Raw genomic sequence first — 22,146 nt, forward strand, 5'->3', positions numbered from 1 at the left:
GAGCCGTAGGCGCTTGATGTCCGGTGTCGGCACCGTCATCGCCGGCGCAGGTGCGAGCACGCTGATCGGCGACCACGCGGTCGCCGCACCCGCCCAGGTCGACGCCCTGGCCGGCGGGCAGAAGACTCCCGGGCCGGTGACGATCGGCCCCACCGACCGCCGTTACGCCGATGCCCTCCAGCGCGGCTTCAACCGCCGTTTCGTGGGCAGCCCGGAGTCGGTGCGGATCGTGAGCACCACCAAGCAGGTCGTCGCCGCGGTGCAGGCGGCCGTGACGGCCGGCAAGAAGGTGGTGGTCCGGAGCGGCGGGCACTGCCTGGAGAACTTCGTCGACGACCCGGCGGCGAAGATCGTCATCGACCTGGTCGAGATGCGGTCGGTCACGTTCGACACCACCCGCAACGCCTTCTGCGTGCAGGGCGGGGTCACCCTCGGCGACCTGTACCGGCGGCTGGACTGGGGGTGGGGGGTCACCGTCCCCGGCGGCTCCTGCCAGAGCGTCGGCATCGGCGGGCACGCCACCGGCGGCGGGTTCGGCATGCTGTCCCGCCAGCACGGCATCGTCGCCGACTACATCGACGCGGTCGAGGTCGTCATCGTCGACGCGACCGGCACGGCGAAGTCCGTCGTGGCGACCCGGGCCACCGGGGACCCGAACCGCGAACTGTGGTGGGCGCACACCGGCGGCGGGGGCGGCAACTTCGGCATCGTCACCCGGTTCTGGCTGCGCAGCGCCACGGCCACCGGCACCAACCCGAGCACCCTGCTGCCGACGCCGCCCGGCGCGGTCGCCAACACCATCCTGACCTGGAACTGGGCCGACGTGTCCCGGGCGGACTTCGTCCGGATCATGGCCAACTACGGCACCTGGCACGAGCTGAACAGCGCCCCGGGGGCCACCGGCACCAAGCTGTTCTCCGCGCTGACCGCCAACCGCAGCGAGTACGGCCGACTGTCGGTCATCGCCCAGGTCGACCCCACGGTCAGCGGCAACAACACCCTGCGCAGCTCGTACGTCAGCGCGATCACCGCCGGGGTCACCGCGACGCCGTCGATCCTCGACACCGGCACCCGGCCGTGGCTCACCACCACGCTGAACCTGCCGACCACGGCCGCCGCGTTCGGCATCACCGGCCCGCTGCGCTCCAAGAGCAAGGGTGGCCTGCTGAAGCAGCGTTACACCGACACGCAGGCGGGCCGGGTCTTCGACCGGCTCACGGCGAGCGGCTACACCAACCCGGCAGCGGGCCTGACGCTGCTGTCGTACGGTGGGGCGATCAACGCCACGGCCCCGACGGCGACGGCGACGGCGCACCGCTCGTCGGTGATCGCCGCGTCGTTCACCAGCTACTGGGACGACCCGGGCGCCGACGCGGTGAACATCGACTGGCTGCGCGGGCTCTACCGGGACGTGTACGCCGAGACCGGCGGGGTGCCCGCGCCGGACGCCCGCAACGAGGGGTCGTACATCAACTGGCCCGACATCGACTTCCTCGACAGCACCCAGAACACCTCGGGCGTGTCGTGGTCGACGTTGTTCTACGGCGACAACTACCCGCGCCTGCAGCTGGCCAAGGCCGCCTACGACCCGCTCAACGTGTTCAGCCACGTCCTGGGCGTGGCGGCTCCGTGACCGGACAGGTCCTGGTGGTCACTGCGGGAGCCGGCGGGATCGGCTCCGCAGTGGCCCACCGCTTCCGGTCGCGGGGCTGGCGGGTCGTGATCGTGGACCGGGACGCCGGGCGGGGGCGGTCGGTGGCCGACGGGTGCGACGGGCTCTTCGTGCACGCCGACGCCACCACCCCGGCCGGCTGCCAGGAGTACGTCGAGGCGGCCCTGGCCCGGTACGGGGCGCTGGACCTGGTGCACCTCAACGTGGGCGTGCTCGCCGGCACCGCGATCGGTGACGGGTTCGACCCGCAGGCGTACCGGGCGATGATGCGTACCAACGTCGACTCCGTCGTGTTCGGGGTGCAGGCCGCGTACGCGCCGATGCGGGCGCGCGGCGGCGGCGCGGTGCTGGTCACCGCCAGCACCACCGGCCTGCGCCCGTCGCCGGACGCGCTGTACTCGGCGAGCAAGCACGCGGTGGTCGGGCTGGCCCGGTCCCTCGCCGGCCCGCTCGGGCAGGTCAACATCCGGATCAACGCGATCTGTCCGGGCGCGGTGGACACTCCCATGCTCGCCGACCGGCGCGACGCCCTCGTGCGCGCGGGTGTCGGGTTGGTGACACCGGCGGAGGTGGCCGCCGCCGCCGAGCGGGCGTACGCGACGGGACGCACTGGTGAGGCGTGGATCGTCAACGCCGGGCACCCGGTCGCCCCGTACCCCTTCACGGAGATCGTCATCGCGGGAGAGGAGCGGATCTCCCGCTGACGGCCGCACCGTCGGTCGGCACGTCAGGATAACGAGCGGCGGTCGAACAGACAGGAGTGCTTTCATAGGGGCGGGCCACGCAATTCGGAACGACATGCACGGCAGGGGGGCCAATGACAACCGAACCCTTATTCGGCGATTACCCGGAAGAGTTCCCGGCGGCGTGGTTACGGCCCGATGTCGATTCCGCGAGGCGGCTGATCAGGCCGGTCGGTGGTTACGACCGGATGTTCCGGAGAATCGAGGCGAGTCTCGAACCGCTGGCCGACCACCCCGAGGCGCGTGAATCCGACAGGTGGAAGTCACTGGTGCTGGCCTCCTGCGATTTCCCCGGTGCCCTCGACCGGCTGACCGACCTCTATCCCTGCGGCGAGTCCCGGCACGGCACGTCCCTTGCGGACATGAGCCGTGAACAGCTGATGACCCTCGGGCTGGTCAACGCGATGACCGCCGCCTGGCCCGGCCTGGACCACGTCGGCATGGCGCGCGACTACCTGGAGAACCAGAGTGGCCAGATCCCGGCCGGCGTCGAGTGGTTGGTGAGCTGCGCGATCCGCATCCTGCTGCTGTCCGGGGACTCCAGCGCGGCCGGCTGCGCGGCGGCGGCCCGGCAGCGCCTCGGCGGGCAGAACCCGATCGGGTGGCGGGCCCGACTCACCAGCCTGCACGCCGTCTGCGCGCTGCTCGACGGCGACGTGCAGGGCGGCGTCGAGTGGGGTGAGCGGGCGCTGCGGATGATGCAGCCGAGGCGCTGGGCGCACCGGATCGGCGAGCCGCTCGCGACCGTGGTCCTGGGCAACCTCACCCTGGGCCGGATCGGCGCGGCGGTGCACCATCTGCGCACCATCCCGTCCGCGCTGATGGACGAGTCCAGCTACAGCCTCTGGTACCGGCACGGCTTCGGCCACTTCTGCCTGGGCACCGGGGACCCGCGCGGGGCGGTGACCCGGTTCATGAGCTGCGGGCGGAGCATGGCCGAGTGGGGCATGGCGCTGGAGCATCTGTTCCCGTGGCGGCTGGCGGCGGCGGCCGGGTACCAGATGCTCGGTGAGCAGGACGTCGCCGTACACCTGGTGGATGCGGCGCTCCAGGCCCGCGCCGACGAGATCCGCAGCCGGGCCGCGCAGACCACCGACACCGTCGGGGAGGTCTTCAGCAGCGCCCGCGAGGCGGTCCTCACGACGCTGAGCAGGTTCTCGTCGAGCCCCGACTTCTTCCTGATCCTGCGCCGGTTGCAGACCGAACCACTCGACTTCGACGGGGGCGACTACGCTACCGTGACCGTGCTGGAGCGGCGGCCGGTGGCGTTCCTGTCGACGCTCACCGACAGCGAGTTGAAGGTCGCCACCCTGGCCGGCCGGGGCAAGCAGAACAAGATGATCGCCCGGGATCTCAGCATCACGATCAGCACGGTGGAGCAACACCTGACCCATGTGTACAAGAAGCTCGGCATCGGCAACCGCAAGGAACTCCGCTTGATCCTGGGTTGACCCACCGCGTCGCCGGCGACGCCTCCCGACCTGATCGCCTCACCACGGAACCTGGGCACCGTGGACCACACCTCTGGCGGAACTTCATGTCTAGTCACCTCTCCACCCCCGGTTCCGCCGGGGCGACGGCGCACCGGGGCCGGCCGAACCGCCGGGCACAGGTCCACGCGGTGGCCGTGCTGCTGGCCACCACGATCCTCCCGCTGACCATCACCGGGGCGTCGGTCGCGCTGCCCGACATCCAGCACGACCTCCAGACCAGCACGGTCGCCGCACAGTGGGTGGTCAACGCCTACAACGCGACCTTCGCCGCGTTCCTGGTGCTGGGCGGCGCGGTCACCGACCGGTGGAGTCCCTACCGGGTGTTCCTGTCGGGGGTGGGGGTCTTCGCGGTCGCCTCCGCGGCCTCGGCGTTCGCCCCGACGGTGCTGGTGCTGAACCTGACCCGCGCCGTCACGGGCGTCGGTGCGGCAGCCACCGTGACCGGCGGGGTGGCGCTGCTGTCGGTCGTGCTGACCGGTCGGGCCCAGGCCCGCGCCTTCGGCCTGCTGGGCACCCTGCTCGGTGTGGGACTGGCGTTCGGGCCGCAGCTCAGCGGTCTGGCGTTGGAGACATTGGGCTGGCCGGCCGTGTTCGGGGTGCCCGCCATGGTGGGCGCGCTGGTGATCGGCCTCGCCCTGGCGGCACGCCCGCCCGCCGCCGGGCGCCGTCCGTCGGCCCACCCGCCGTTCGACTGGGCCGGGGCGCTGCTGTTCACCGGGGCCTCGCTGATCGGCATCGCGACCCTGGTCGAGGCCCCGCGGCTCGGGGTGACGCATCCGCTGCTGTGGGGCGGCATCACCGCCTCCGTCGTGCTCCTGCTGCTGTTCGTCGGCGTGGAGCGCCGGGTGGCGCACCCGGTGACCGATCTGACGCTGCTGCGCAACCCCCGGTACACGGCGATCGCGGTCACCGCGGGCACGTTGATGGTGGTGCTGGTGCCGATCCTGGTCTACCTGCCGTCGTACCTGATCAACGTGGTGGGGCTGTCCCCCACCGAGGCGGGTGCCTGGATGCTGGTGCTCACCGCCCCGACGATCGCGTTGCCGCCGGTGGGCGGCATCCTGATCAGGAGTCTCGGAGTGACCCCGGTCCTGGTCACGTCGGTGGTGCTCTGCGGGCTCGGCGCGCTGGGGCTGGTGACCCTGTCGTCGGACAGCACGTTGCCCGCGATGGCGTTGCCGCTGCTGGCCGTCGGCGCGGGTGCCGGGCTGCCCTCCGGGCACATCGACCGGCTGGCCGTCGCCGAGGCGGACGAGCGTCGCCGGGGGGCGGCGGCCGGCCTGTTCAACACGATCCGGCTGTCCACCGAGAACATGAGCATCGCGGCGGCCGGGGCGTTCATCGCCGTCACCAGTCCCGCCGGCCTGCGCGGGGGGCACTTCACCGAGGCGCTGCACACCGTGGCGCTGGTGCTGGCGACGGTCGGGATGGCCGTCGCCGTGCTGCTCGTGGTCGTCGACCGTCGGGGCCGGGGCGCGGGTCGGGTGGAGCACTCCACGTCGACGCCGGTACGCCCCGCGGTGAGCGAGTAACCGGGTACCGCCGCCGCTCAGTCCAGGCTGATGACGGGCCGGGTCAGGGTCTCGTCGGCGTACCCGTCGTCGGAGGCGAGCCACCGGCCGAAGTCCCCGTCGCGGTAGGCGGTCGCGAGGGTGAGCCAGCCGAGGAAGAAGCCGCTGCCGCCGCAGGTGACGACGCCGCCGTCACCGCCGCAGACCACCGTCGGCTCGGTCGTCACCTCGTACCGGTAGGGGTCCTGGCCGATCGCCAGCCCCCACAGGTTCGGCGTGCGGTGCGGCCCGGTGCCGTGCTCGACCGGGTAGCAGTCGTCGGGGGTGTCGTCGCCCCAGCGGAACAGGGTGCTCGCGCCCGCGCCGCAGGCCCACTCCCACTCGTCCGGGCTGGTGGTCCGCAGGCCGAGGTCGGCCAGGGCGGCCATCGCCTCGTCGTGGTCGAACTCCTCGACCAGCACCGCGCGGGTCACCCGGCCGGCCGCGTCCAGTTCGACGGTCAGCCCGTCGGCGGAGCGCACGGTGGCCCCCCCGTCGCCCCGGTGGTCGAGGGACGCGACGAGTTCACCGACCCGCGGGTCGTCCGGCGGCACCGGCATCTCGCCGGGTTCGAACGCCTCCACCGCGACCAGCATCGCCGGCAGGTCGACGTCGCGCACGGGCGAGGTCATCGCGTCGACGTACTCGGTCAGCGGCGGCAGGCCGTACTCCTCGGCGCTGTCGGCGTAGCTGGCCGCCTGGCCCGCGCCGGGGTGGAACCGCGTCGCGTCGTAGCCGAGCGTCGGCCGGCCACCGGGCACCAGCGCGAACCCCAGCCCACCCCGGTCGAACAGTGCGGTGCGGTGCCGGCGTCCCGCGTAGCCGGTGTCCCGCAGGCCCACCAGGGTCAGGTCGTGCCGCGCCGCGATCTCCCGGGCGATGCGGCCGGCGGCCTCCTCGGAGCGGTCGTTCCACTGGTCGACACGGAGTTCGGCGTACGACATCGCGCCAGGATAGGACCGGCCGTGCCGGCACCGACGGGCGGGTTCGGCGTCCGCCGGTGTGCCGTGCGCAGGTCCGGCTGTGGGTCAGTAGCCGATCCGGAAGGTGGCGTCCTGCCGGTCGGTGGCCGGTGAGCCACCGGTGAGCGGGTCGATGCGCAGCAGGTAGTCGTAGTGGCGCAGGTAGCGGTCGGGGAAGTTGTACGAGCGGAACGACGTCCACGAGGAGTCGGCGAGGCCGGCCGTACGGTAGAACGTGGCGTCGCCCCGGAACGCGCTGGTGCCGTCGTTGGCCGCCAGCCGGATCGTGTAGTCGTAGTGGCGCAGGTAGCGGTCGGGGTAGTTCACCGAGCGGAACGACACCCCGGCCGGATCGGCCAGGCCGGGCACCAGGGTCCACAGTTGGTCCTGGTACGGCTCGAACGGGTACGTGTCGATGCGTCCGACGTTGTTGCCGTGCCGCACGTAGCGGTCGGGGAAGTTGTACGACTTGATCCGGTTCCAGGTGGGCAGCCCCCAGGCGGCGGTGAGCGCGGTGAGTTCGGCCGCGGTGACCGGGGCGATCCCGGGGTGCTTGGAGTTCAACGGCTGCGTGTACGCCCGGTCGTTGAGCAGGCTCCACGCCCCGCCCGCCACGTTGCTGGTCTGCCAGCAGAAGAACCGCCCGTTGGGGCTCCACGTGTCGCCCCACAGGTACCAGGTGTTCGCGGTGTGGGACTTGACGATCTGCGGGGCCTCGACTCCCCGGCCGGGGCCGATGGCGGCGGTGTGGACGCTGAAGCTGCCCGGGTCGAGGCTGGTGGAGCGGGTGCCGAGCAGGGTGCTGTTGGTGTTGTTCTTGAAGTACATGTAGTTGACCCCGTTGACGCTGACGAAGCTGCCGTCGATGGCGTCGTAGCCGGGGTCGAAGAACGTCTGCGGCGCGGACGCGGTCACGAAGTCGCCGGTGTAGTTGACCATCAGCACGTTGCGTCCGCCGGTGACGGCGGAGTAGACGACCGCGTACTGCCCGCGTCCGGGGTCCCAGTACGCCTCGGGCGCCCAGGCGTGGGTGGCCAGGGAGTGCACCTTGAGCAGCCGGTAGCCGGTGAAGGTGCGCAGGTCGGCCGAGTCCCAGACGTGCAGGTACTGGCTCTGGTAGTTCCAGTCGGTGCCGTTGAGGTCGGTGGCGAGCACCACGAAGCCGCCGTTCTGCCTGCGCAGGACGAACGGGTCGCGCAGGCCCCGGCTGCCCAGCGTCGGGGTGGCGACGGGGCGGTTCTGGTTGAGCGGGGTCCAGTTCAGGCCGTCGGTGCTGACGGCGAGGTGCAGTCCGTAGTTGGCGGCGGTCATGTTCGGCGACTCGGTGAAGTAGGCCATGACGTAGCCGTCGCCGGGGGCGGCGGACGCGGTGGCGGGACGCAGCAGGGTCGCGCCGGCGAGGGCGGCGCCGGTGGCGGACAGCAGGGTACGACGCTTCAACGGGTCACCTCGGGGTGGTGGAGGCGGGGTGGCGGTGGTCCCCGTACGTTATCGCTGACATCGATGACGTCAAGTGTCTCGGCGGGCCCGAGCCCTCCTGCCCCGCAGGTCGGACGCATCGCGCCCCGGGCCGGTCGACTCCCGCTCAGCCGTCCAGGGCGCGCAGCAGGTTGCCGCCGAACACGTCGGCCGCCTCGGCGGTGGAGAGTCCGTCGAGGCCGACCGGGTGCAGGGTCTGGGCGAAGGACACGTGGTCGAGGCTGGGGGCGAAGTCGGAACCCCAGTAGAGCCGGCGCGCGCCGAAGTGGTGCAGCAGCGTCTCGACGAAGGGCCGGGCGGCGGGGTGCGGGTAGCCCTCGGCGGGGTCGCTGACCGCGTACAGGCCGGAGACCTTGACCCCGACGTGGGGCAGCCGGGCCAGGTCGGTCAGCGGGGCGAGCCGGTCGGCGGCGGCCGGGAGGTCCGGCACGGTCGCCTGCCGGCCGGGCAGGCCGAGGTGGCTGAACAGCACGGGGCACCCGTCGAGGGCGGCCAGCGCCCGGCCGAGCCGTCCGGCGGCCTCGGGTGGGGCGTTGAGGCTGAGCAGCGTCGCGGTGCCGGTGAGCGTCGCGGCGGTCCGGGTCAGCCACCCGGCGAAGGTGCCGGCGGCGGCCGGGTCCGGCAGGTACGCGGCGAGGCCGGCGAATCCCGCCGACCGGATGCGGTCCAGCCCGGCGGGGTCGACGCCGGTGACCGGAACGTACGCCAGGGGGGCGATCCAGTCGTGCGCGGCGGCGAGCCGGGCGAGGTGACGGTTGTTGCCGGTGAACTCCGGGCCGCCCTCGTAGCCGACCACGAGGGCCCGCGCGATGCCGTGTTCGTGGCGCAACGTCCGGTAGACGGCGAGTTCGTCACCGCCGGCCGGTGACCGTCCGTACCGGCCGGGGTAACCGTCGGCGAACAGGTGCAGGTGGGCGTCGGCGCGTTCCATGGGCGGACCCTAACCGATTCTGAGCTGCCCATTGACGCGGGAGGACCCCTCGCTTAGGTTCTTGTCTCAATTAGGTCCGGATTATCGGACGTAGGCGAGGAGTGAACCGCGTGGTGCAGGCGCACGAGGACGTTGACGATCTGGTACGGCTGCGTCGGCAGCTCCACCAGCACCCCGAGCTGCGGTTCACTGAACAGCAGACCGCCACCGTGCTCGCCGGGCGGCTCGCGCCGATCGCCCGGGTGCGCACCGGCGTCGCCGGCACCGGCCTGCTCGCGGAGATCGAAGGACGTACCGAGGGACCCTCGGTGTTGCTTCGGGCCGATATGGACGCCTATCCGGTTCAGGACGCCAAGCAGGTGCCCTGGGCGTCGACCAACCCGGGGGTCTGTCACGCCTGCGGGCACGACGTGCACATGACCGTGATGGCAGGCGTCGCCGCCCGGCTCGCCGCCGACCCGCCCGCCCGGGGCTCGGTGACCGTGCTGTTCCAGCCGGCCGAGGAGATCCCGTTCGGCGCGACCTCCGGCGCCGCCGCGGTGCTCGCCGACGAGGCCCTGCGCGACAGGCGCTTCGACGCCGTCCTCGGCCTGCACTGCTGGCCGGACCTGCCGGTGGGGACGATCGGGGTGGACCGGGTGACCGCGATGGCGGCCAAGGACGCCTTCCGGTTCGAGGTGACCGGCCGGGCCGCGCACGCCGCCACCCCGGCCCTGGGTCGCGACGCGATCCTCGGCCTCGCCGGCATCGTCAACCTGCTGCACGCCGGGGTGGCCCGCTCCCGCAACCCGCACGAGCTGGTGGCCTTCAACATCGGCACGATCGCCGGTGGGGCCAGCCAGAGTCAGGTCGCCGAGCGGGCCGAGGCCACCGGCACGCTGCGCACCCACGACGAGGCCACCCGCGCCCGGCTCAAGGAGGTCATCGAGCGGATCGCCCGGCAGCAGGCCGCCGCGCTCGACCTCGGGCTGCGGTTCACCTGGGCCAACGAGATGCCCCCGGTCCGCAACGCGGCGGCCCTGGTGGCGCTCGCCCGCGCCGAACTGCCCGGGGTGGTCGGGGTCGCCGACCTGACCGAGCCCCCACTGACCACCGACGACTTCGCGCTGCTCGCCGCGCTCGGCCCCAGCCTGTACGTCAAGCTCGGCGTCACCGGCGAGCAGGGCGGCGCACCGCTGCACTCCGGTGCCTTCGACGTCGACGAACGCTGCCTCAGCGCCGGGGTGGCCGCCCTGGAACGGCTCACCCGGGCGGTGCTCGACGGCCGGCTGGCCGCTCCCGACGGTCACGGGGACGCCGGGCCCGGTCGGCCCGGTCCGGGTGACCGGACCGACGCCGTCGAGGCGGTCGGGGCGTGAGCCGCCCGTCGGTGGCCGTGATCGGGGCCGGGGCGTTCGGGGTCCGGCACCTGGCCGCGTACCGGTCGCTCGGCGTGCCGGTGGCGGCCCTGGTCGAGCCGGACCCCGCGACCCGCGCCCGGGTGGCCGCGCAGTACCAGGTGCCGCAGGCGTACGCCGACGTCGCCGCCCTGCTCGCCGACACCACACCGGACGCCGCGTCGGTCTGCGTGCCCGGCCCGGCGCACCGGACGGTGGCCGTGGCGCTGCTCGACGCCGGGGTGCCGGTGCTGGTGGAGAAGCCGCTCGCCACCACCGTCGCCGACGCCGCCGCCATCGTCGACACCGCCGCACGCACCGGGGTGCTCTGCCAGCCGGGGCACATTCTGCGGCACAGCCCGCCGCACCGGGCCCTGCACGACGCGATTCGCGCCGGCCGGCTCGGCGACGTGCTCGCCGTGTCGTCCCGCCGCGACCGGCCCCGCACCCTGAGCCGGCTCTTCCCGCGCGAACACCCCGCGCTGCTCACCGCCGTCCACGACATCGACCTGGCCCTCTGGTACGCCGGAGCGCCGGTGGTCGAGGTCCGCGCGGCGGCCCGGACCCGACCCGGATCGGCGACCCCGGTCCTGGTGTGGGCGGAGCTGCGACACGCCAACGACGTCGTGTCGTCGATCCGCAACAGTTACCTGCTTCCCGAGAGCACCCCCCACCACACCTCGGACCTGGTCGAGGTGTACGGCACCGACGGGGTCGCCCACGTCGACCTCGGCCACCCCACGCTGCTCGTCCAGGGCGAGCCGACCGAGGCACCGGACTGGTTGTTGTCCCCGGTCGACGGCGGCGGCGCGCTCGCCGCCGAGCTGCGGCACTTCCTGAGCCGGATCGACGGCACCGCACCGACGGCGGTCGTCCCACTCGCCGACGGACTGCACGTGGTGCAGGTCGCCGAGGCCGTGGCCGGCAGCGCCGACAGCGGCGGCGCGGTCCGCCGACTCCCCTGAGCCCCCCACCTGTGACAGGAGCTAACCGATGTTTCGACGGAGATTGGCCGGCGTCCTCGCCGCCGGCATGGCCGCCGCCGCCCTGCTGACCGGATGCGGTGGCGACGACGCCGCCGACGGCCCGGTCACCCTCAAGGTGCTGACCTGGGAGCCGGGTGGCGCCGAGTACTGGAAGCAGGTCAAGACCAGCTTCGAGGGCAGCCACCCGGACATCAAGCTGGAGATGCAGTCCGTCCCGTTCGACAAGTACCCCGAGGTGCAGGGCCCGTACATCACCTCGCAGTCGGGGCCGGACGTGATGGCCAACAACGCCGGGCTGGAGCTGTTCGACAGGCGCGGCGCGTACGTGCCGTTGGGTGACAAGGCCGCCGAGATCACCAAGGACCTGGTCACCTACAGCGGGGCCTGCGAGGGCTTCGACACCGGCAAGACCTGCTACGGGGTGCCGTTCTCCTACCAGGGCAACGTCCTGTACTACAACAAGGCCGTCCTGACCGCCGCCGGGTTGAACCCGGAGCAGCCCCCGGCCACCTGGGACGAGTTCGGGGCCGCCTGCGAGGCGGTGAAGAAGGCCGGCAAGACCTGCCTGGCGCTGGGCCTGTCCGGCACCTTCCCGGCGTACTGGGACTTCCCGGAGATCGCCCGCAACTACCTCACCGAGGACGACATCCGGGCGCTGCTCGCCGGGAAGCTGTCCTGGAAGGACCCGAAGCTGGTGTCGGTGCTCGGCAAGCTGGCCGAGATCACCACCAAGGGCTGGGCCAACAAGAACGCCCCGTCGATCACCATGCTGCCCGACGGCGCGGACATCTTCCAGCGCGGCGACGCCGCGTTCGCCGGCACCATCATCTCCGACGCGGTGAACTGGGAGGCGTTCGGCAAGGCCCTGGGCGACGACAAGCTCGGCGTGACCCGGTGGCCGGCGATCGACCCGGCCGCGCCGCTGGCCGGCAAGTTCTCCGGCATCGAGGGCGCGGTCTACGGGGTCACCCAGTGGAGCGAGAAGAAGCAGGCCGGGCTGGAGTTCATCAGCTGGCTCGCCGGTAAGGAGAACGGCGAGCTCTGGGTGAAGTACGGCAAGGGCCAGCCGCTGAACAGGACCGTCGACAAGGCGCTGCTGCCGTCGTCGCCGGCCTTCCTCAAGATCCAGGAACTGGTCGCCCAGCCGACCCTGCACGCCGGCGTGATGCTCTCCGGCCCGGAGGCCGACGCCCTGGCCCGGGGCTGGCAGCAGGTCACCCTCGGCCAGCTCACCGTGGACAAGTGGGCCGACCAGATGCAGCAGGCGCTGGAGCGCAGCCCCACGAAGAAGCAGGGCAAGTAACCACCGGCGGGCGGGGCGGCACCGTGTCGCCCCGCCCGCCCGACCCGGGGAGAGGAACCCTGATGACGATCTCCACCGCGCCGGTGTCGGACCCGGTGGCCACCGACGCCCCACCCGCGCCGACCCGCCGCCGACGTCCCGGGCACGCCCGGGAGTGGTGGCTGGGTGCCGCGCTGGTGCTCCCGGCCGTGGTGCTGGCCGTCCTGTTCAAGCTGGTGCCGCTGGTCCGGGGGGTGGTCACCAGCTTCGAGTCGTCCAGCGGCTTCGGTGGCAGCGAGTTCGCCGGGGCGGACAACTACACCCGGATGTTCGACGACCCGATGGTGCTCACCAGCTTCCGCAACGCGCTGCTGGTGGTGGCCACCCTGCCGGTGTGGATCGTGCTCCCGCTGATCCTGGCGCTGCTGATCCACCAGCGCTCGCCCGGGTGGAAGTTCTTCCGGGCGGTGTACTTCGTGCCGTACACCATCGCGCCGATCGTGGTCGGCATCATGTTCCGGCAGATCCTCGCCCCCGACGGGCCGCTGAACGCCCTGCTGCGCTTCGTCGGCCTGGAACCGCTGGCGATCGAGTGGCTCAACGGCCGCTACAGCGCACTGTTCTCGCTGGTGGCGGTCGCCCTGTGGAGCTTCTTCGGGCTCGGCGTGATGACCTACCTCGCCGGCCTGGCGACCATCCCGGAGGAGACCCTGGAGGCGGCCTACCTGGACGGGGCGGGGTTCTTCCGGCGGCTGTGGTCGGTGGTCGTGCCGATGCTGCGCCCGACCGTGGCGTACTGGAGCGTGCTGTGCGCCTCCGGCGTGCTGATCTGGCTGTTCCCGCTGATCTACGCGCTGACCCAGGGCGGCCCGGGGGACGCCACCATGCTCCCCGAGTACCTGGTCTTCCTCACCACCTTCCAGTTCCTGGACCGTGGCTACGGCTCGGCCATCGGCATCGCCCTGTTCGTCTTCGTCGCCGTGCTGTCCATCTTCAGCGTCCGGCACATGTTCACCGAGGGGACCCGGAAGCCGCGATGAACCCGCGCCACTTCGCCCGGATCGGGCGCTACCTGTTGACGTTCGCGCTGGTCGTCGTCGCCGTCGCGGCGATCTACCCGCTGCTGTTCACCGTGGTCAGCTCGGTGAAGACCCAGTCCGGTTTCGCCGACGACCCGCTGGGCCTGCCGGCCGGGATCACCTTCGAGAACTACCTGGAGGCGTTCCGCCGGATGGACATGCCCCGGCTGCTGCTCAACTCGCTGGTCACCACGCTCGGCGGGTTGGTGCTGTCGGTGCTCGCCGCCCTGCTGGTCGCGTACGCGGTGACCAAGCTGCGGTTCCGGGGCGGGAAGGTGGTCTTCCTGCTGATCATCGTGACGCTGACCATCCCCAGCCAGGCGATCATCTACCCGCTGTACCAGACGGTGCTCGACCTGGGCATGTCCGGCCAGTACCAGGGCCTGATCCTGGCGTACGCGGCGTTCGGGCTGCCGCTGGGCACCTACCAGCTCGCCGGCTACTTCCAGCAGGTGCCCGACGAGCTGATCGAGGCGGCCCGGGTCGACGGCGCGGGACACCTGACCATCCTGTTCCGGCTGCTCGCCCCGATCGCCACCCCGGCCATCGCGGCGCTGGCCATCTTCAACTTCGTCTGGATGTGGAACGACCTGCTGCTGCCGCTGGTCATCATGGGCGGCTCGGACAGCAAGACGCTGATGGTCGGCGTCTCCCTGCTCAGCGGCCAGTACGACGTGTCGGTGCCGCTGGTCAGCGCCGGGCTGATCGTGGCGCTGCTGCCGGTGCTGATCGTCTACCTGGTCTTCCAACGGCAACTCGTCTCCGGCGCACTCGCCGGCTCCGGCAAGTGACGCCCACCGGGCGCAGCCGGGTGACGCCGGCCGGCCACAGCCGGGTGACGCCCACCGGGCGCAATCGGGTGACGCCGGCCGGTCCGCTGCGGCGGGGGCGACGGTGAGCGGGGCGGCCGGGCCGGGTGAGCAGGTGTGCCACCTGTACCGGCTGCGCCCCGGCGCGCAGGCCGAGTACGAGCGGCGGCACGCCCGGGTGTGGCCGGAGCTGTCCGCGCTGCTCGACGAGGCGGGCGTCTACGACTACCACATCTACCGGCACGACCTGCTGCTGATCTGCGTGCTGCGTACCCGCCGGGGGTTCGCGCACGCCCGCGCGGTGACCGCCGCCTCGCCGGTGCAGGCCCGCTGGACGGCGTCGCTGTCGGAGCTGTTCGCCGAGATCGCCGACGCCGACGGCGAGCCGCTGTGGGCGTACCCGGTGTTCCACCATCCGGGGCAGCCGCCGCCGTGAGCGGCGCGACCCTGCCGCGACGGCCCGGTGGGGAGGTCCCCGCCGGGCCGTCGCGGTGCCCGCCGTCAGACCGCGTACGCCACCGAACCGTCGGCGCGCAGCGGGATGCGGGTCAGCGGCCGGCCGGTCAGGTCCAGCGGCCCGGTCCCGGTCAGGTCGAGGGTCACGCCCAGGCCGGGCTCCTGCGGCACCGGCAGGAACCCGCCCTCGCGGCGGACGCAGGCCCGCGCCGGACCGTCGGCGAGCTGGTCGTCCAGTGGCGAGTACTCCTGGGTGACGAAGTTCGGGATGACCGTGTCGAGCTGCACCGAGGCCATGGTGAGCAGCGGACCCAGGCAGTTGTGGGTGACCACGGCCGCGTGGTGCGCCTCGGCCAGCGCGGCGATCTTACGGGCGTGGCTGAGCCCACCGGCCAGGCCGACGTCGGGCCGGACGTACTGCGCGCCGCCCTGGGCCAGCAGTTCCTTGAACTCCCAGATGGTGTGCAGCCGTTCCCCGTTGGCCATCGGCACCTGCGGCGCCCGCCGGCCCACCTCGGCCTGGCTGCTCACGCTGTCGATCTGGATCGGGTCCTCGACCAGCAGGGGCAGGTGCCGGGCCAGCGCCGGCACCACCGCCTGCGCCTGCAACGGGGTGAGCTTGCGGTGCAGCTCGATGAGCAGGTCGACGTCCGGGCCGACGGTGTCGCGGACGGCGGCGGTGGTGGCCTCGGTCTCGGCCACCAGCCGGGCCTGGGACAGGTCGCCGTAGGCGGCCGGCAGCGGGTCGAACTTCACGGCGGTGAAGCCGTCGGCGACCGCGGCGGCGGCCTGTTCGGCGAGCGCCTGCGCGCCGGTGCCGGGCAGCAGCAGGTGCAGCCGGATGCGGTCGCGGACCCGGCCGCCGAGCAGCTGCCACACCGGCACCCCGAGCCGCTTGCCCAGCAGGTCCCACAGCGCCAGGTCGACGGCGGAGACGGCGGCGGTGAGCACCGAGCCCCGGAACGGGCCCATCCGGTAGAGGTGGTGCCAGTGGTGCTCGATCCGGTCCGGGTCGGCCCCGAGCAGGTACGGCCGGAACGTCTGGACCACGGCGTGCACCGCGTCGGGGTATCCCCAGCACGCGGACTGGCCCACCCCGGTCCGTCCGTCGGACGTGCGTACCTGGACGAAGTGCGCGTCCCCGCGTACCGCCGACTCCACCTCGACGATCTCCATGCCGACTCCCCCAATTAGAGACCAATAACGGCCACAAACTTGCTTGTGCACTCTTCCATAGCCCTGGACTGCTGGTCTAGGCTCCTCAACCAACGAGTCGGAATAGGGCTCAATTATCTCTGGGGGTGTGATGGGGCAGCTCGACGACTATCGGCTGATGGCCCGGATCCGCCGGTTCGAGGAGCGGCTGACCGCCCTCAAGGACGCCGGCGAGATCCCGGGCTCGATCCACCTGTGCAACGGCCAGGAGGCCATCCCGGTCGGCGCGTGCCGGGCGCTGCGCGACGGCGACCACGTCACCGCCACCTACCGCGGCCACGGCTGGGCGATCGCCCGCGGCGTCGACCTCGCCGGCCTGTTCGCCGAGATGATGGGACGCGACTCCGCGCTGTGCGGCGGACGGGCGGCCTCGCCGTACCTGTCCGACCCGGGACGCTGGTTCGTCGGCGAGAACTCCATCGTCGGCGCCGGGGTGCCGATCGCCACCGGCGCGGCGCTCACCGCCCAGCGCACCGGCAGCGGAGCGGTCAGCGTGGTCAGCATCGGTGACGGCGCGATGAACCAGGGCAACGTGCACGAGGCGCTCAACCTCGCCGCCGTGCTCGACCTGCCACTGGTGCTGGTGGTGGAGAACAACGTCTACTCCGAGATGTCCCGGATCTCCGACATGGTGCGCGTCCGGCAGCTCGCCGAACGGGCCCCCGGCTACGGCCTGCCCGCCCGGGTGGTCGACGGCAACGACCCCGACGCCGTCGCCGAGGCGGTCACCGAGGCCGTCGACCGGGCCCGGGAGGGCTCCGGCCCGTCCATCGTGGAGGCGATGACCGAACGCCTCGTCGGCCACTACAGCGGCGACGCGCAGCACTACCGCCCGGCCGGCGAGATCGCCGCCGCCCGGCAACGCGAACCCCTGGCCCGCATCCGCCAGGCCGCCGACGCCGACCTGACCGCCCGGCTCGACGCCGTCGACGCCGAGGTGGCCGCCGAGATCGAAGCCGCCGTCACCGCCGCCCGCGCCGTCCCCCACCCGGACCCGGCGACCGCCGAGGAGCACGTCTATGTCTGAGTCGCTGCGCTACATCCAGGCCGTCAACGCCGCCCTCACCTGGGCCCTGGACAGCCGGACCGACACCATCTACTTCGGCGAGGACGTCGCACTGCCCGGCGGGCCGTTCGGCGCGACCAAGGGGCTGCACAAGCGGTTCGGCTCGGAACGGATCTTCGACACCCCGATCTCCGAGACCGGCTTCCTCGGCATGGCCCTCGGCGCGGCCATGACCGGACTGCGCCCCATCGCCGAGATCATGTACGCCGACTTCTCGTTCGTCGCGATGGACCAGATCGTCAACCAGATCGCCACCATCCACTACTCCAGCGCCGGCCGGTGGAAGGCCCCGCTGGTGATCCGGATGCAGCAGGGCTACTCCCCCGGCGCGTGCGCCCAGCACTCGCACTCCCCGGAGGCGTACTTCGCCCACACCCCCGGCCTGCGGGTCGCCCTGCCGGCCACCCCCGACGACGCGTACCAGATGCTGCGCACCGCCGTGGTCAGCGACGACCCGGTGGTGGTCGCCGAGGCCCGGATGCTCTATCCGACCCGGGGTCAGGTCCGCACCGACGCCCCGGTCGAGCCCGTCGGCGGGGCCCGGGTGGTCCGCCCCGGCACCGACGTCACCGTCGTGGCCTGGTCCCGGATGGTCTCCGCCGCCCTCGACGCCGCCGGCACCCTCGCCGAGGAGGGCATCGACGTCGAGGTGGTCGACCTGCGCTGGCTCAACCCGCTCGACTTCGACACCGTCGCCACGTCGGTGGCCCGCACCGGCCGGCTGGTCGTCGCCCACGAGGCGAACCTGACCGGCGGCTTCGGCGCGGAGATCGCCGCCCGCGCCGCCACCGAGTGCTTCACCGACCTGCGCGCCCCGATCGCCCGGGTCGCCGCCCCGGACGTGCCGATGCCCGCCGCACCCGCCCTCCAGGCGGTCGTGGTGCCCGAGGCGGCGACCGTCGCCGACGCCGTCCGCCGGACGGTCCGGGCGTGAACGACACGGTCCCAACCGCCGCCACCGGCAGACCCGGCGGACACCCGCCGGCCGGCGCGCAGAGCACCGGTGCCGCACCCGCCGGCCTGCTCGCCGGCCGGCGGGTGGTGGTCGTCGGCGGCGCGTCCGGCATCGGCCGGGCCACCGTCACCGCCGCCGCCGCGGCCGGCGCGGCGGTCGCCGTGCTCGACGCCGACGCCGCCGGTGCGGACACCGCCGCCGGGCAGGCCCGCGCCACCGGCGGCCGGGCCTACGCGCACCGGGTGGACGTCACCGTCGAGACCGAGGTCGCCGCGGCGCTCGACGCCGCCGCCGCCGACCTCGGCGGGATCGACGCCGTGCTGCACGTCGCCGGGGTGATGCGCGGGCAGGGCCTCGACGTCCGGGACGTACCGGTCGCGCTCTGGGCCCAGGTCATCGCCGTCAACCTCACCGGGCCGTTCCTGGTCGCCAAGCACGCCACCCGGCACCTGCTCCCCCACGGCGGGGTGCTCGTGCTGGTCGGCTCGAAGGCGGGCGTGCAGACCGGCTCCGGCTCGGTACCCTACGGCGCGAGCAAGGGAGGGTTGCACGGTCTGGCGCTCACACTGGCCCGCCAACTCGGTCCACAGGGGATCAGGGTGCACACGCTCTGCCCCGGCGACATCGACACGCCACTGATGCGGCGGTCGCTCACCGAGGCACGGGCCAACGGCGCCGACGGCGGACGGATCGCCGCCGTCGAGGCCGCGCTGGGCCGCCCCGAGGACGTCGCCTCGGCGCTGGTCCTGCTGGCGTCGTCGGCGAGCGCCGGCCTCACCGGCACGGTCTGTACCGGCTGAGCACCCCACCCACCAGGGCAGCGGCACACCACGTGGAGGCATTGTGATCGGCATCATCGGCCCGGAGGACTCGATCCGGCTCGTCCGGGAGGTCGCGGCCGGGGAGGGCCGCGCGGAGTCGATCACCACCCGCGCGTACACCCGGCCGGAGCAGGCCCCCGACCTGGCCCGCGAACTCGACGAGATGTGTCAGGTGCTGCTGTTCACCGGGCGCATCCCGTACGCCTTCGCCACGGCCACCGGGGAACTGCGCGCCGAGATCGACTACGTCCGGCACGCCGGCATCGACCTCTACCGCACGCTGTCCCGGATCCTGCTGGCCACCGGCGGACGACTGCCCCGGGTCAGCGTCGACACCATCGAGGCGGAGACCGTCCGGGAGACGTACCACGACATCGAGGTCGAGCCGCCCACCGAGATCCTGCCCATCGCCGACTCGTCCGGGCTGCTCTTCTCCGGCCTCGACGAGATCACCGCCTACCACCGGGAACGGTACGCCTCAGGCGCGGTCGAGGCGTGCCTGACCTGCCTCGGCGCGGTGCACCGGGACCTCGCCGACAGCGGGGTGCCGGTGTGGCGTGTCGAGCACACCCGGGCGTCGGTCCGCGACGCGCTGCGCCGGGCCTGGCTCGCCGCCGAGGTACGCCAGTCCCGGGCCACCCAGATCGCGGTCATGATGGTCGACCTGGGTGCCCCCACCCAGCGGGCCCAGGACCCGTACCAGGCCGAACGGCAGCGGCTACGGGTCCGCGAGGCACTGCTGGAACACGCCGAACGGATGCGCGGCCGGCTCGCCACCGTCGACGACCGGACGATGCTGATCACCACCACCCGGGGCACCGTGGAGAGCGCCCTGGCCCGGCACCGCGACGGGCACGCCTCCCTGCTCACCCTGCGCGGCGTCGACGTCGAACACGCCGTCGGTTTCGGTGCCGGCACCACCATCGCCGCTGCCGAGGACAACGCCCGCAAGGCTCTCGCGCTGGGCCGGCACAGCGGCGACACCCACGTGGTCTTCCCCGACGGGGAGGTCCACTCCAGCCGGCAGACCACCGTGCGTCCCCGGCTGCGCGAAACCGGGCCGGGCATGCTGCGCGTCTCCGAACAGCTCCGGATCGGCCCGCTGTCCACCCGGCGGCTGCTGGAGGCGCTGCACCAGATGGACCCCGACCAGATCACCGCCCGGGGCCTCGCCGACGCGTACGGGGTGGAGGCCCGCTCGGCCCGCCGGCTGCTCAACGCGCTGCGCGCGGCCGGCTTCGCCGAGGAGGTCGGGGTGCACGTCAGCACCGGCGCGGGCCGCCCGCAGACCGTCTACCGGGTCGCCATGCAGCGGCTGCTCGGCGCGATCGGAGCCGACACGTGAGCCACACCGTCACCGGGGAGTTGCGCTTCACACCGACCTACCTGGTCACCGCCACCTTCGCCGCCGACGCCGCGCTCCGGCGGGAGCCGTACCGGGCCGCGCACCTGGCGCACATGCGTGACCTGCTCGCCGACGGCACCGCCCTCGTCGTCGGGGCCCGCGCCGACCTGCGCGCCTCGGTGCTGGTGCTGCGGGCCGCCGACGCGCCCGCCGCCCGCGCCCACCTCGAACAGGACCCCTACTGGCGGCACGGGGTGTGGACCGCGATCGACGTGGTCGACTACCTGGCCGCCACCGCACCGACCATCGGGAGGTCATGATGACGTCGTTCCGCCAGCTTTCCGGGGTACGGGTGCTCGGCGACGAGCACGCCCCGTTCGCCGCCGACCTGCTCCGCGCGGCGTGGGGTGAGGGCGGTGCCGACGCGGTGCCGGTCCGGTTCGTCGCCGACCCGACGCTGCCCGAGGGCGGCCACCGCGTCGAGGTGCCGGAACAGGGCGAGATCCGGCTGGTCGGCGACCCGTTCGCCGGCCTGGTGTACGCCGCCCGCGCCCTGGTCGCCGCCGCCACCCCGGCCGGGCTGCCGGTGGGCAGCAGGGTGAGCGCCCCCGGGCTGCCGCTGCGCACCCTGTGGACCTGGGACCACTCCACCAACTGGGACACCCGTCAGCTCGGTCAGCAGGAGATCGGCGCGCTCAACCCGTACGCGAAGTCCGCCGACGCGTTCGGCGCCGACTACCGCCGCCTGGTCGACTTCTGCTCCCGGGAACGCATCGGCGGCATCGTCGTGTACGGGCTGCTGCGCGACGCCCACGGCGGCGTCGCCGCGGCCCGTGACCTGTGCGGGTACGCCAACGCCCGGGGTGTGCGGATCATCGCCGGGGTGGGGATCAACGCCTACGGCGGGATCTACTTCGACGGCCGGCACCGCTACAACCTGGCCACCTGGCTGCGGCAACGCCCCGACCTCGCCGCCGAGTTGCCGAAGAAGGTCGGCTTCGACATCGACGAGTTCGGCGACCTGCACTTCCCGGCCAGCGAGTACATGATGGCGGCCTGCCCGTCCCAGCCGGACAACCTGGCCTGGCACCGCGACGCCATCGACTGGCTGCTCGACACCCTGCCGGTGGGCGGGATCAACTTCGAGACCGGCGACTACGGCAGTTGCGCCTGCGCCCGGTGCGCCGCCCGCACCGGGGGCGAGCGCACCTCCTGGTCGTACGAGGCGATGCGGTCGGTGTACCCGACGCTGCTGGCGACGGCCCGGCGACCCGGCCCGGCCGGCGTGCCGCTGCGCCACCTCGTCGAGGTGTACTGGGACAACATCTTCGACCTCGACGCCCAGAAGCCCCTGGCCGACCTGCCCGACGACGTCGCCTACCAGTACTGCGTGAACCGCGCCTTCTGGTACGACCAGCGGGACCGGTTGACCGCCGAGCACGTCGAGCGGCTCCCGCACACCACGAACGTGCTGCGCACCCACGCCGGTTCACAGTGGAACCGGCAGCGCCACTCCTGGGTCCCCGAGATGTACGCCGACATGGCCGGTCGGTCCGGGGCGGCCGGGATGCGCGGGTTGACCATCTTCGCCGAGCCGTCCGCGTACCACCCGACCAACGAGATCAGCTACCTGGCGTACGCCCGGTTCTCCTGGAACCCGGAGCTGACCTGGGCGGACTTCTGGCGTGACGAGGTCGCGCCCCGGTTCGGCGGCGGGGCCGAGGCGGAGGCGTTCCGCGACGGCGCGGCGCTGCTCGACGATCCGGCGGCGACCGGTGCGGCGCTGGCCGCCGTGTCCGCCGACGCGCTCGGCATGGTCGCGGCCACCAGCGGCGAGGTACGGCGTCGGTGGCTCTGGCTCGCCGAGCGGACCTCGCGGTACGCCTACGCCGCCGGCTGACGCCGGTGCGGGTCCACCGCAGGGTG

At 72.9% G+C, this 22,146-nt stretch carries 20 protein-coding genes; 16 read left to right on the plus strand and 4 right to left on the minus strand.

The window, feature by feature from the left end:
* The first annotated feature begins 16 nt into the window (after positions 1–16).
* From ACN268_RS09540 to ACN268_RS09555, 4 genes are all read left to right on the plus strand, one after another.
* Positions 17–1,633 carry an FAD-binding protein gene (locus tag ACN268_RS09540; RefSeq protein WP_421482783.1) on the plus strand — a complete coding sequence of 539 codons (1,617 nt, stop codon included), beginning with the start codon at positions 17–19 and terminating at the stop codon, positions 1,631–1,633.
* The gene (locus ACN268_RS09545; protein ID WP_421482784.1) at positions 1,630–2,376 is read left to right on the plus strand and encodes an SDR family NAD(P)-dependent oxidoreductase; all 747 of its coding nucleotides are present in this window, start codon (positions 1,630–1,632) and stop codon (positions 2,374–2,376) included. Before ACN268_RS09540 ends, ACN268_RS09545 begins: the two co-directional genes overlap by 4 nt.
* Positions 2,377–2,603: 227 nt before the next feature.
* A complete protein-coding gene (locus ACN268_RS09550; protein WP_421482785.1) occupies positions 2,604–3,866 on the plus strand; it encodes a helix-turn-helix transcriptional regulator in 1,263 nt (420 codons plus the stop codon).
* Positions 3,867–3,952: 86 nt separating this feature from the next.
* The gene (locus tag ACN268_RS09555) at positions 3,953–5,440 is read left to right on the plus strand and encodes an MFS transporter (RefSeq protein ID WP_421482786.1); all 1,488 of its coding nucleotides are present in this window, start codon (positions 3,953–3,955) and stop codon (positions 5,438–5,440) included.
* A 17-nt stretch (positions 5,441–5,457) separates the two neighbouring features.
* Here ACN268_RS09555 and ACN268_RS09560 read toward each other — a convergent pair whose 3' ends face one another.
* The 3 genes from ACN268_RS09560 to ACN268_RS09570 form a co-directional block, all read right to left on the minus strand.
* Positions 5,458–6,402, minus strand: coding sequence for a hypothetical protein (locus tag ACN268_RS09560; RefSeq protein WP_421482788.1), 945 nt, complete (start codon positions 6,400–6,402; stop codon positions 5,458–5,460).
* A gap of 84 nt (positions 6,403–6,486) precedes the next feature.
* Positions 6,487–7,860, minus strand: a complete 1,374-nt coding sequence (locus ACN268_RS09565) for a glycoside hydrolase family 43 protein (protein WP_421482789.1) — start codon at positions 7,858–7,860, stop codon at positions 6,487–6,489.
* Positions 7,861–8,005: 145 nt separating this feature from the next.
* Positions 8,006–8,830 carry an amidohydrolase family protein gene (locus ACN268_RS09570; RefSeq protein ID WP_421482790.1) on the minus strand — a complete coding sequence of 275 codons (825 nt, stop codon included), beginning with the start codon at positions 8,828–8,830 and terminating at the stop codon, positions 8,006–8,008.
* A gap of 110 nt (positions 8,831–8,940) precedes the next feature.
* Between ACN268_RS09570 and ACN268_RS09575 the strand changes: the two genes are divergently transcribed.
* The 6 genes from ACN268_RS09575 to ACN268_RS09600 all read left to right on the plus strand — a co-directional run bounded on the left by ACN268_RS09575 (position 8,941) and on the right by ACN268_RS09600 (position 14,798).
* On the plus strand, positions 8,941–10,188 hold the full coding sequence (locus ACN268_RS09575; protein WP_421482791.1) for a M20 metallopeptidase family protein: 1,248 nt from the start codon (positions 8,941–8,943) through the stop codon (positions 10,186–10,188).
* Positions 10,185–11,171: a Gfo/Idh/MocA family protein gene (locus tag ACN268_RS09580; protein ID WP_421482792.1), complete on the plus strand. Its 987-nt coding sequence runs from the start codon at positions 10,185–10,187 to the stop codon at positions 11,169–11,171. The genes ACN268_RS09575 and ACN268_RS09580 overlap by 4 nt, the downstream gene beginning before the upstream one ends.
* Positions 11,172–11,199: 28 nt before the next feature.
* A complete protein-coding gene (locus ACN268_RS09585; RefSeq protein WP_421482794.1) occupies positions 11,200–12,495 on the plus strand; it encodes an ABC transporter substrate-binding protein in 1,296 nt (431 codons plus the stop codon).
* A gap of 62 nt (positions 12,496–12,557) precedes the next feature.
* Positions 12,558–13,514, plus strand: coding sequence for a carbohydrate ABC transporter permease (locus ACN268_RS09590; RefSeq protein WP_421482795.1), 957 nt, complete (start codon positions 12,558–12,560; stop codon positions 13,512–13,514).
* Complete coding sequence (locus ACN268_RS09595) at positions 13,511–14,344, plus strand: carbohydrate ABC transporter permease (RefSeq protein WP_088644292.1); 834 nt, start codon at positions 13,511–13,513, stop codon at positions 14,342–14,344. Before ACN268_RS09590 ends, ACN268_RS09595 begins: the two co-directional genes overlap by 4 nt.
* Before the next feature lie 103 nt (positions 14,345–14,447).
* Complete coding sequence (locus tag ACN268_RS09600) at positions 14,448–14,798, plus strand: L-rhamnose mutarotase (RefSeq protein ID WP_421482796.1); 351 nt, start codon at positions 14,448–14,450, stop codon at positions 14,796–14,798.
* A gap of 65 nt (positions 14,799–14,863) precedes the next feature.
* On the opposite strand, the gene ACN268_RS09605 is transcribed toward ACN268_RS09600, so the two are convergent.
* The gene (locus ACN268_RS09605; protein ID WP_421482797.1) at positions 14,864–15,994 is read right to left on the minus strand and encodes a mandelate racemase/muconate lactonizing enzyme family protein; all 1,131 of its coding nucleotides are present in this window, start codon (positions 15,992–15,994) and stop codon (positions 14,864–14,866) included.
* A 130-nt stretch (positions 15,995–16,124) separates the two neighbouring features.
* On the opposite strand from ACN268_RS09605, the gene ACN268_RS09610 reads away from it, so the two are divergent.
* From ACN268_RS09610 to ACN268_RS09635, 6 genes are read left to right on the plus strand one after another with little or no spacing between them, the layout of a single operon-like run.
* On the plus strand, positions 16,125–17,060 hold the full coding sequence (locus tag ACN268_RS09610) for a thiamine pyrophosphate-dependent dehydrogenase E1 component subunit alpha (protein ID WP_421482798.1): 936 nt from the start codon (positions 16,125–16,127) through the stop codon (positions 17,058–17,060).
* A complete protein-coding gene (locus tag ACN268_RS09615; RefSeq protein WP_357929504.1) occupies positions 17,053–18,033 on the plus strand; it encodes an alpha-ketoacid dehydrogenase subunit beta in 981 nt (326 codons plus the stop codon). Before ACN268_RS09610 ends, ACN268_RS09615 begins: the two co-directional genes overlap by 8 nt.
* Positions 18,030–18,854 (plus strand): SDR family NAD(P)-dependent oxidoreductase, encoded by an 825-nt coding sequence (locus tag ACN268_RS09620; protein ID WP_421482799.1) that lies wholly within the window; start codon positions 18,030–18,032, stop codon positions 18,852–18,854. The genes ACN268_RS09615 and ACN268_RS09620 overlap by 4 nt, the downstream gene beginning before the upstream one ends.
* A 43-nt stretch (positions 18,855–18,897) precedes the next feature.
* Complete coding sequence (locus ACN268_RS09625) at positions 18,898–20,220, plus strand: hypothetical protein (protein ID WP_421482800.1); 1,323 nt, start codon at positions 18,898–18,900, stop codon at positions 20,218–20,220.
* A complete protein-coding gene (locus ACN268_RS09630) occupies positions 20,217–20,540 on the plus strand; it encodes a YciI family protein (protein ID WP_421482801.1) in 324 nt (107 codons plus the stop codon). The genes ACN268_RS09625 and ACN268_RS09630 overlap by 4 nt, the downstream gene beginning before the upstream one ends.
* The gene (locus ACN268_RS09635; RefSeq protein WP_421482802.1) at positions 20,537–22,120 is read left to right on the plus strand and encodes a hypothetical protein; all 1,584 of its coding nucleotides are present in this window, start codon (positions 20,537–20,539) and stop codon (positions 22,118–22,120) included. Before ACN268_RS09630 ends, ACN268_RS09635 begins: the two co-directional genes overlap by 4 nt.
* The last annotated feature ends 26 nt before the right edge of the window (positions 22,121–22,146 follow it).

This window comes from Micromonospora sp. WMMD735, from assembly GCF_049178995.1.
Lineage (GTDB): Bacteria > Actinomycetota > Actinomycetes > Mycobacteriales > Micromonosporaceae > Micromonospora > Micromonospora wenchangensis.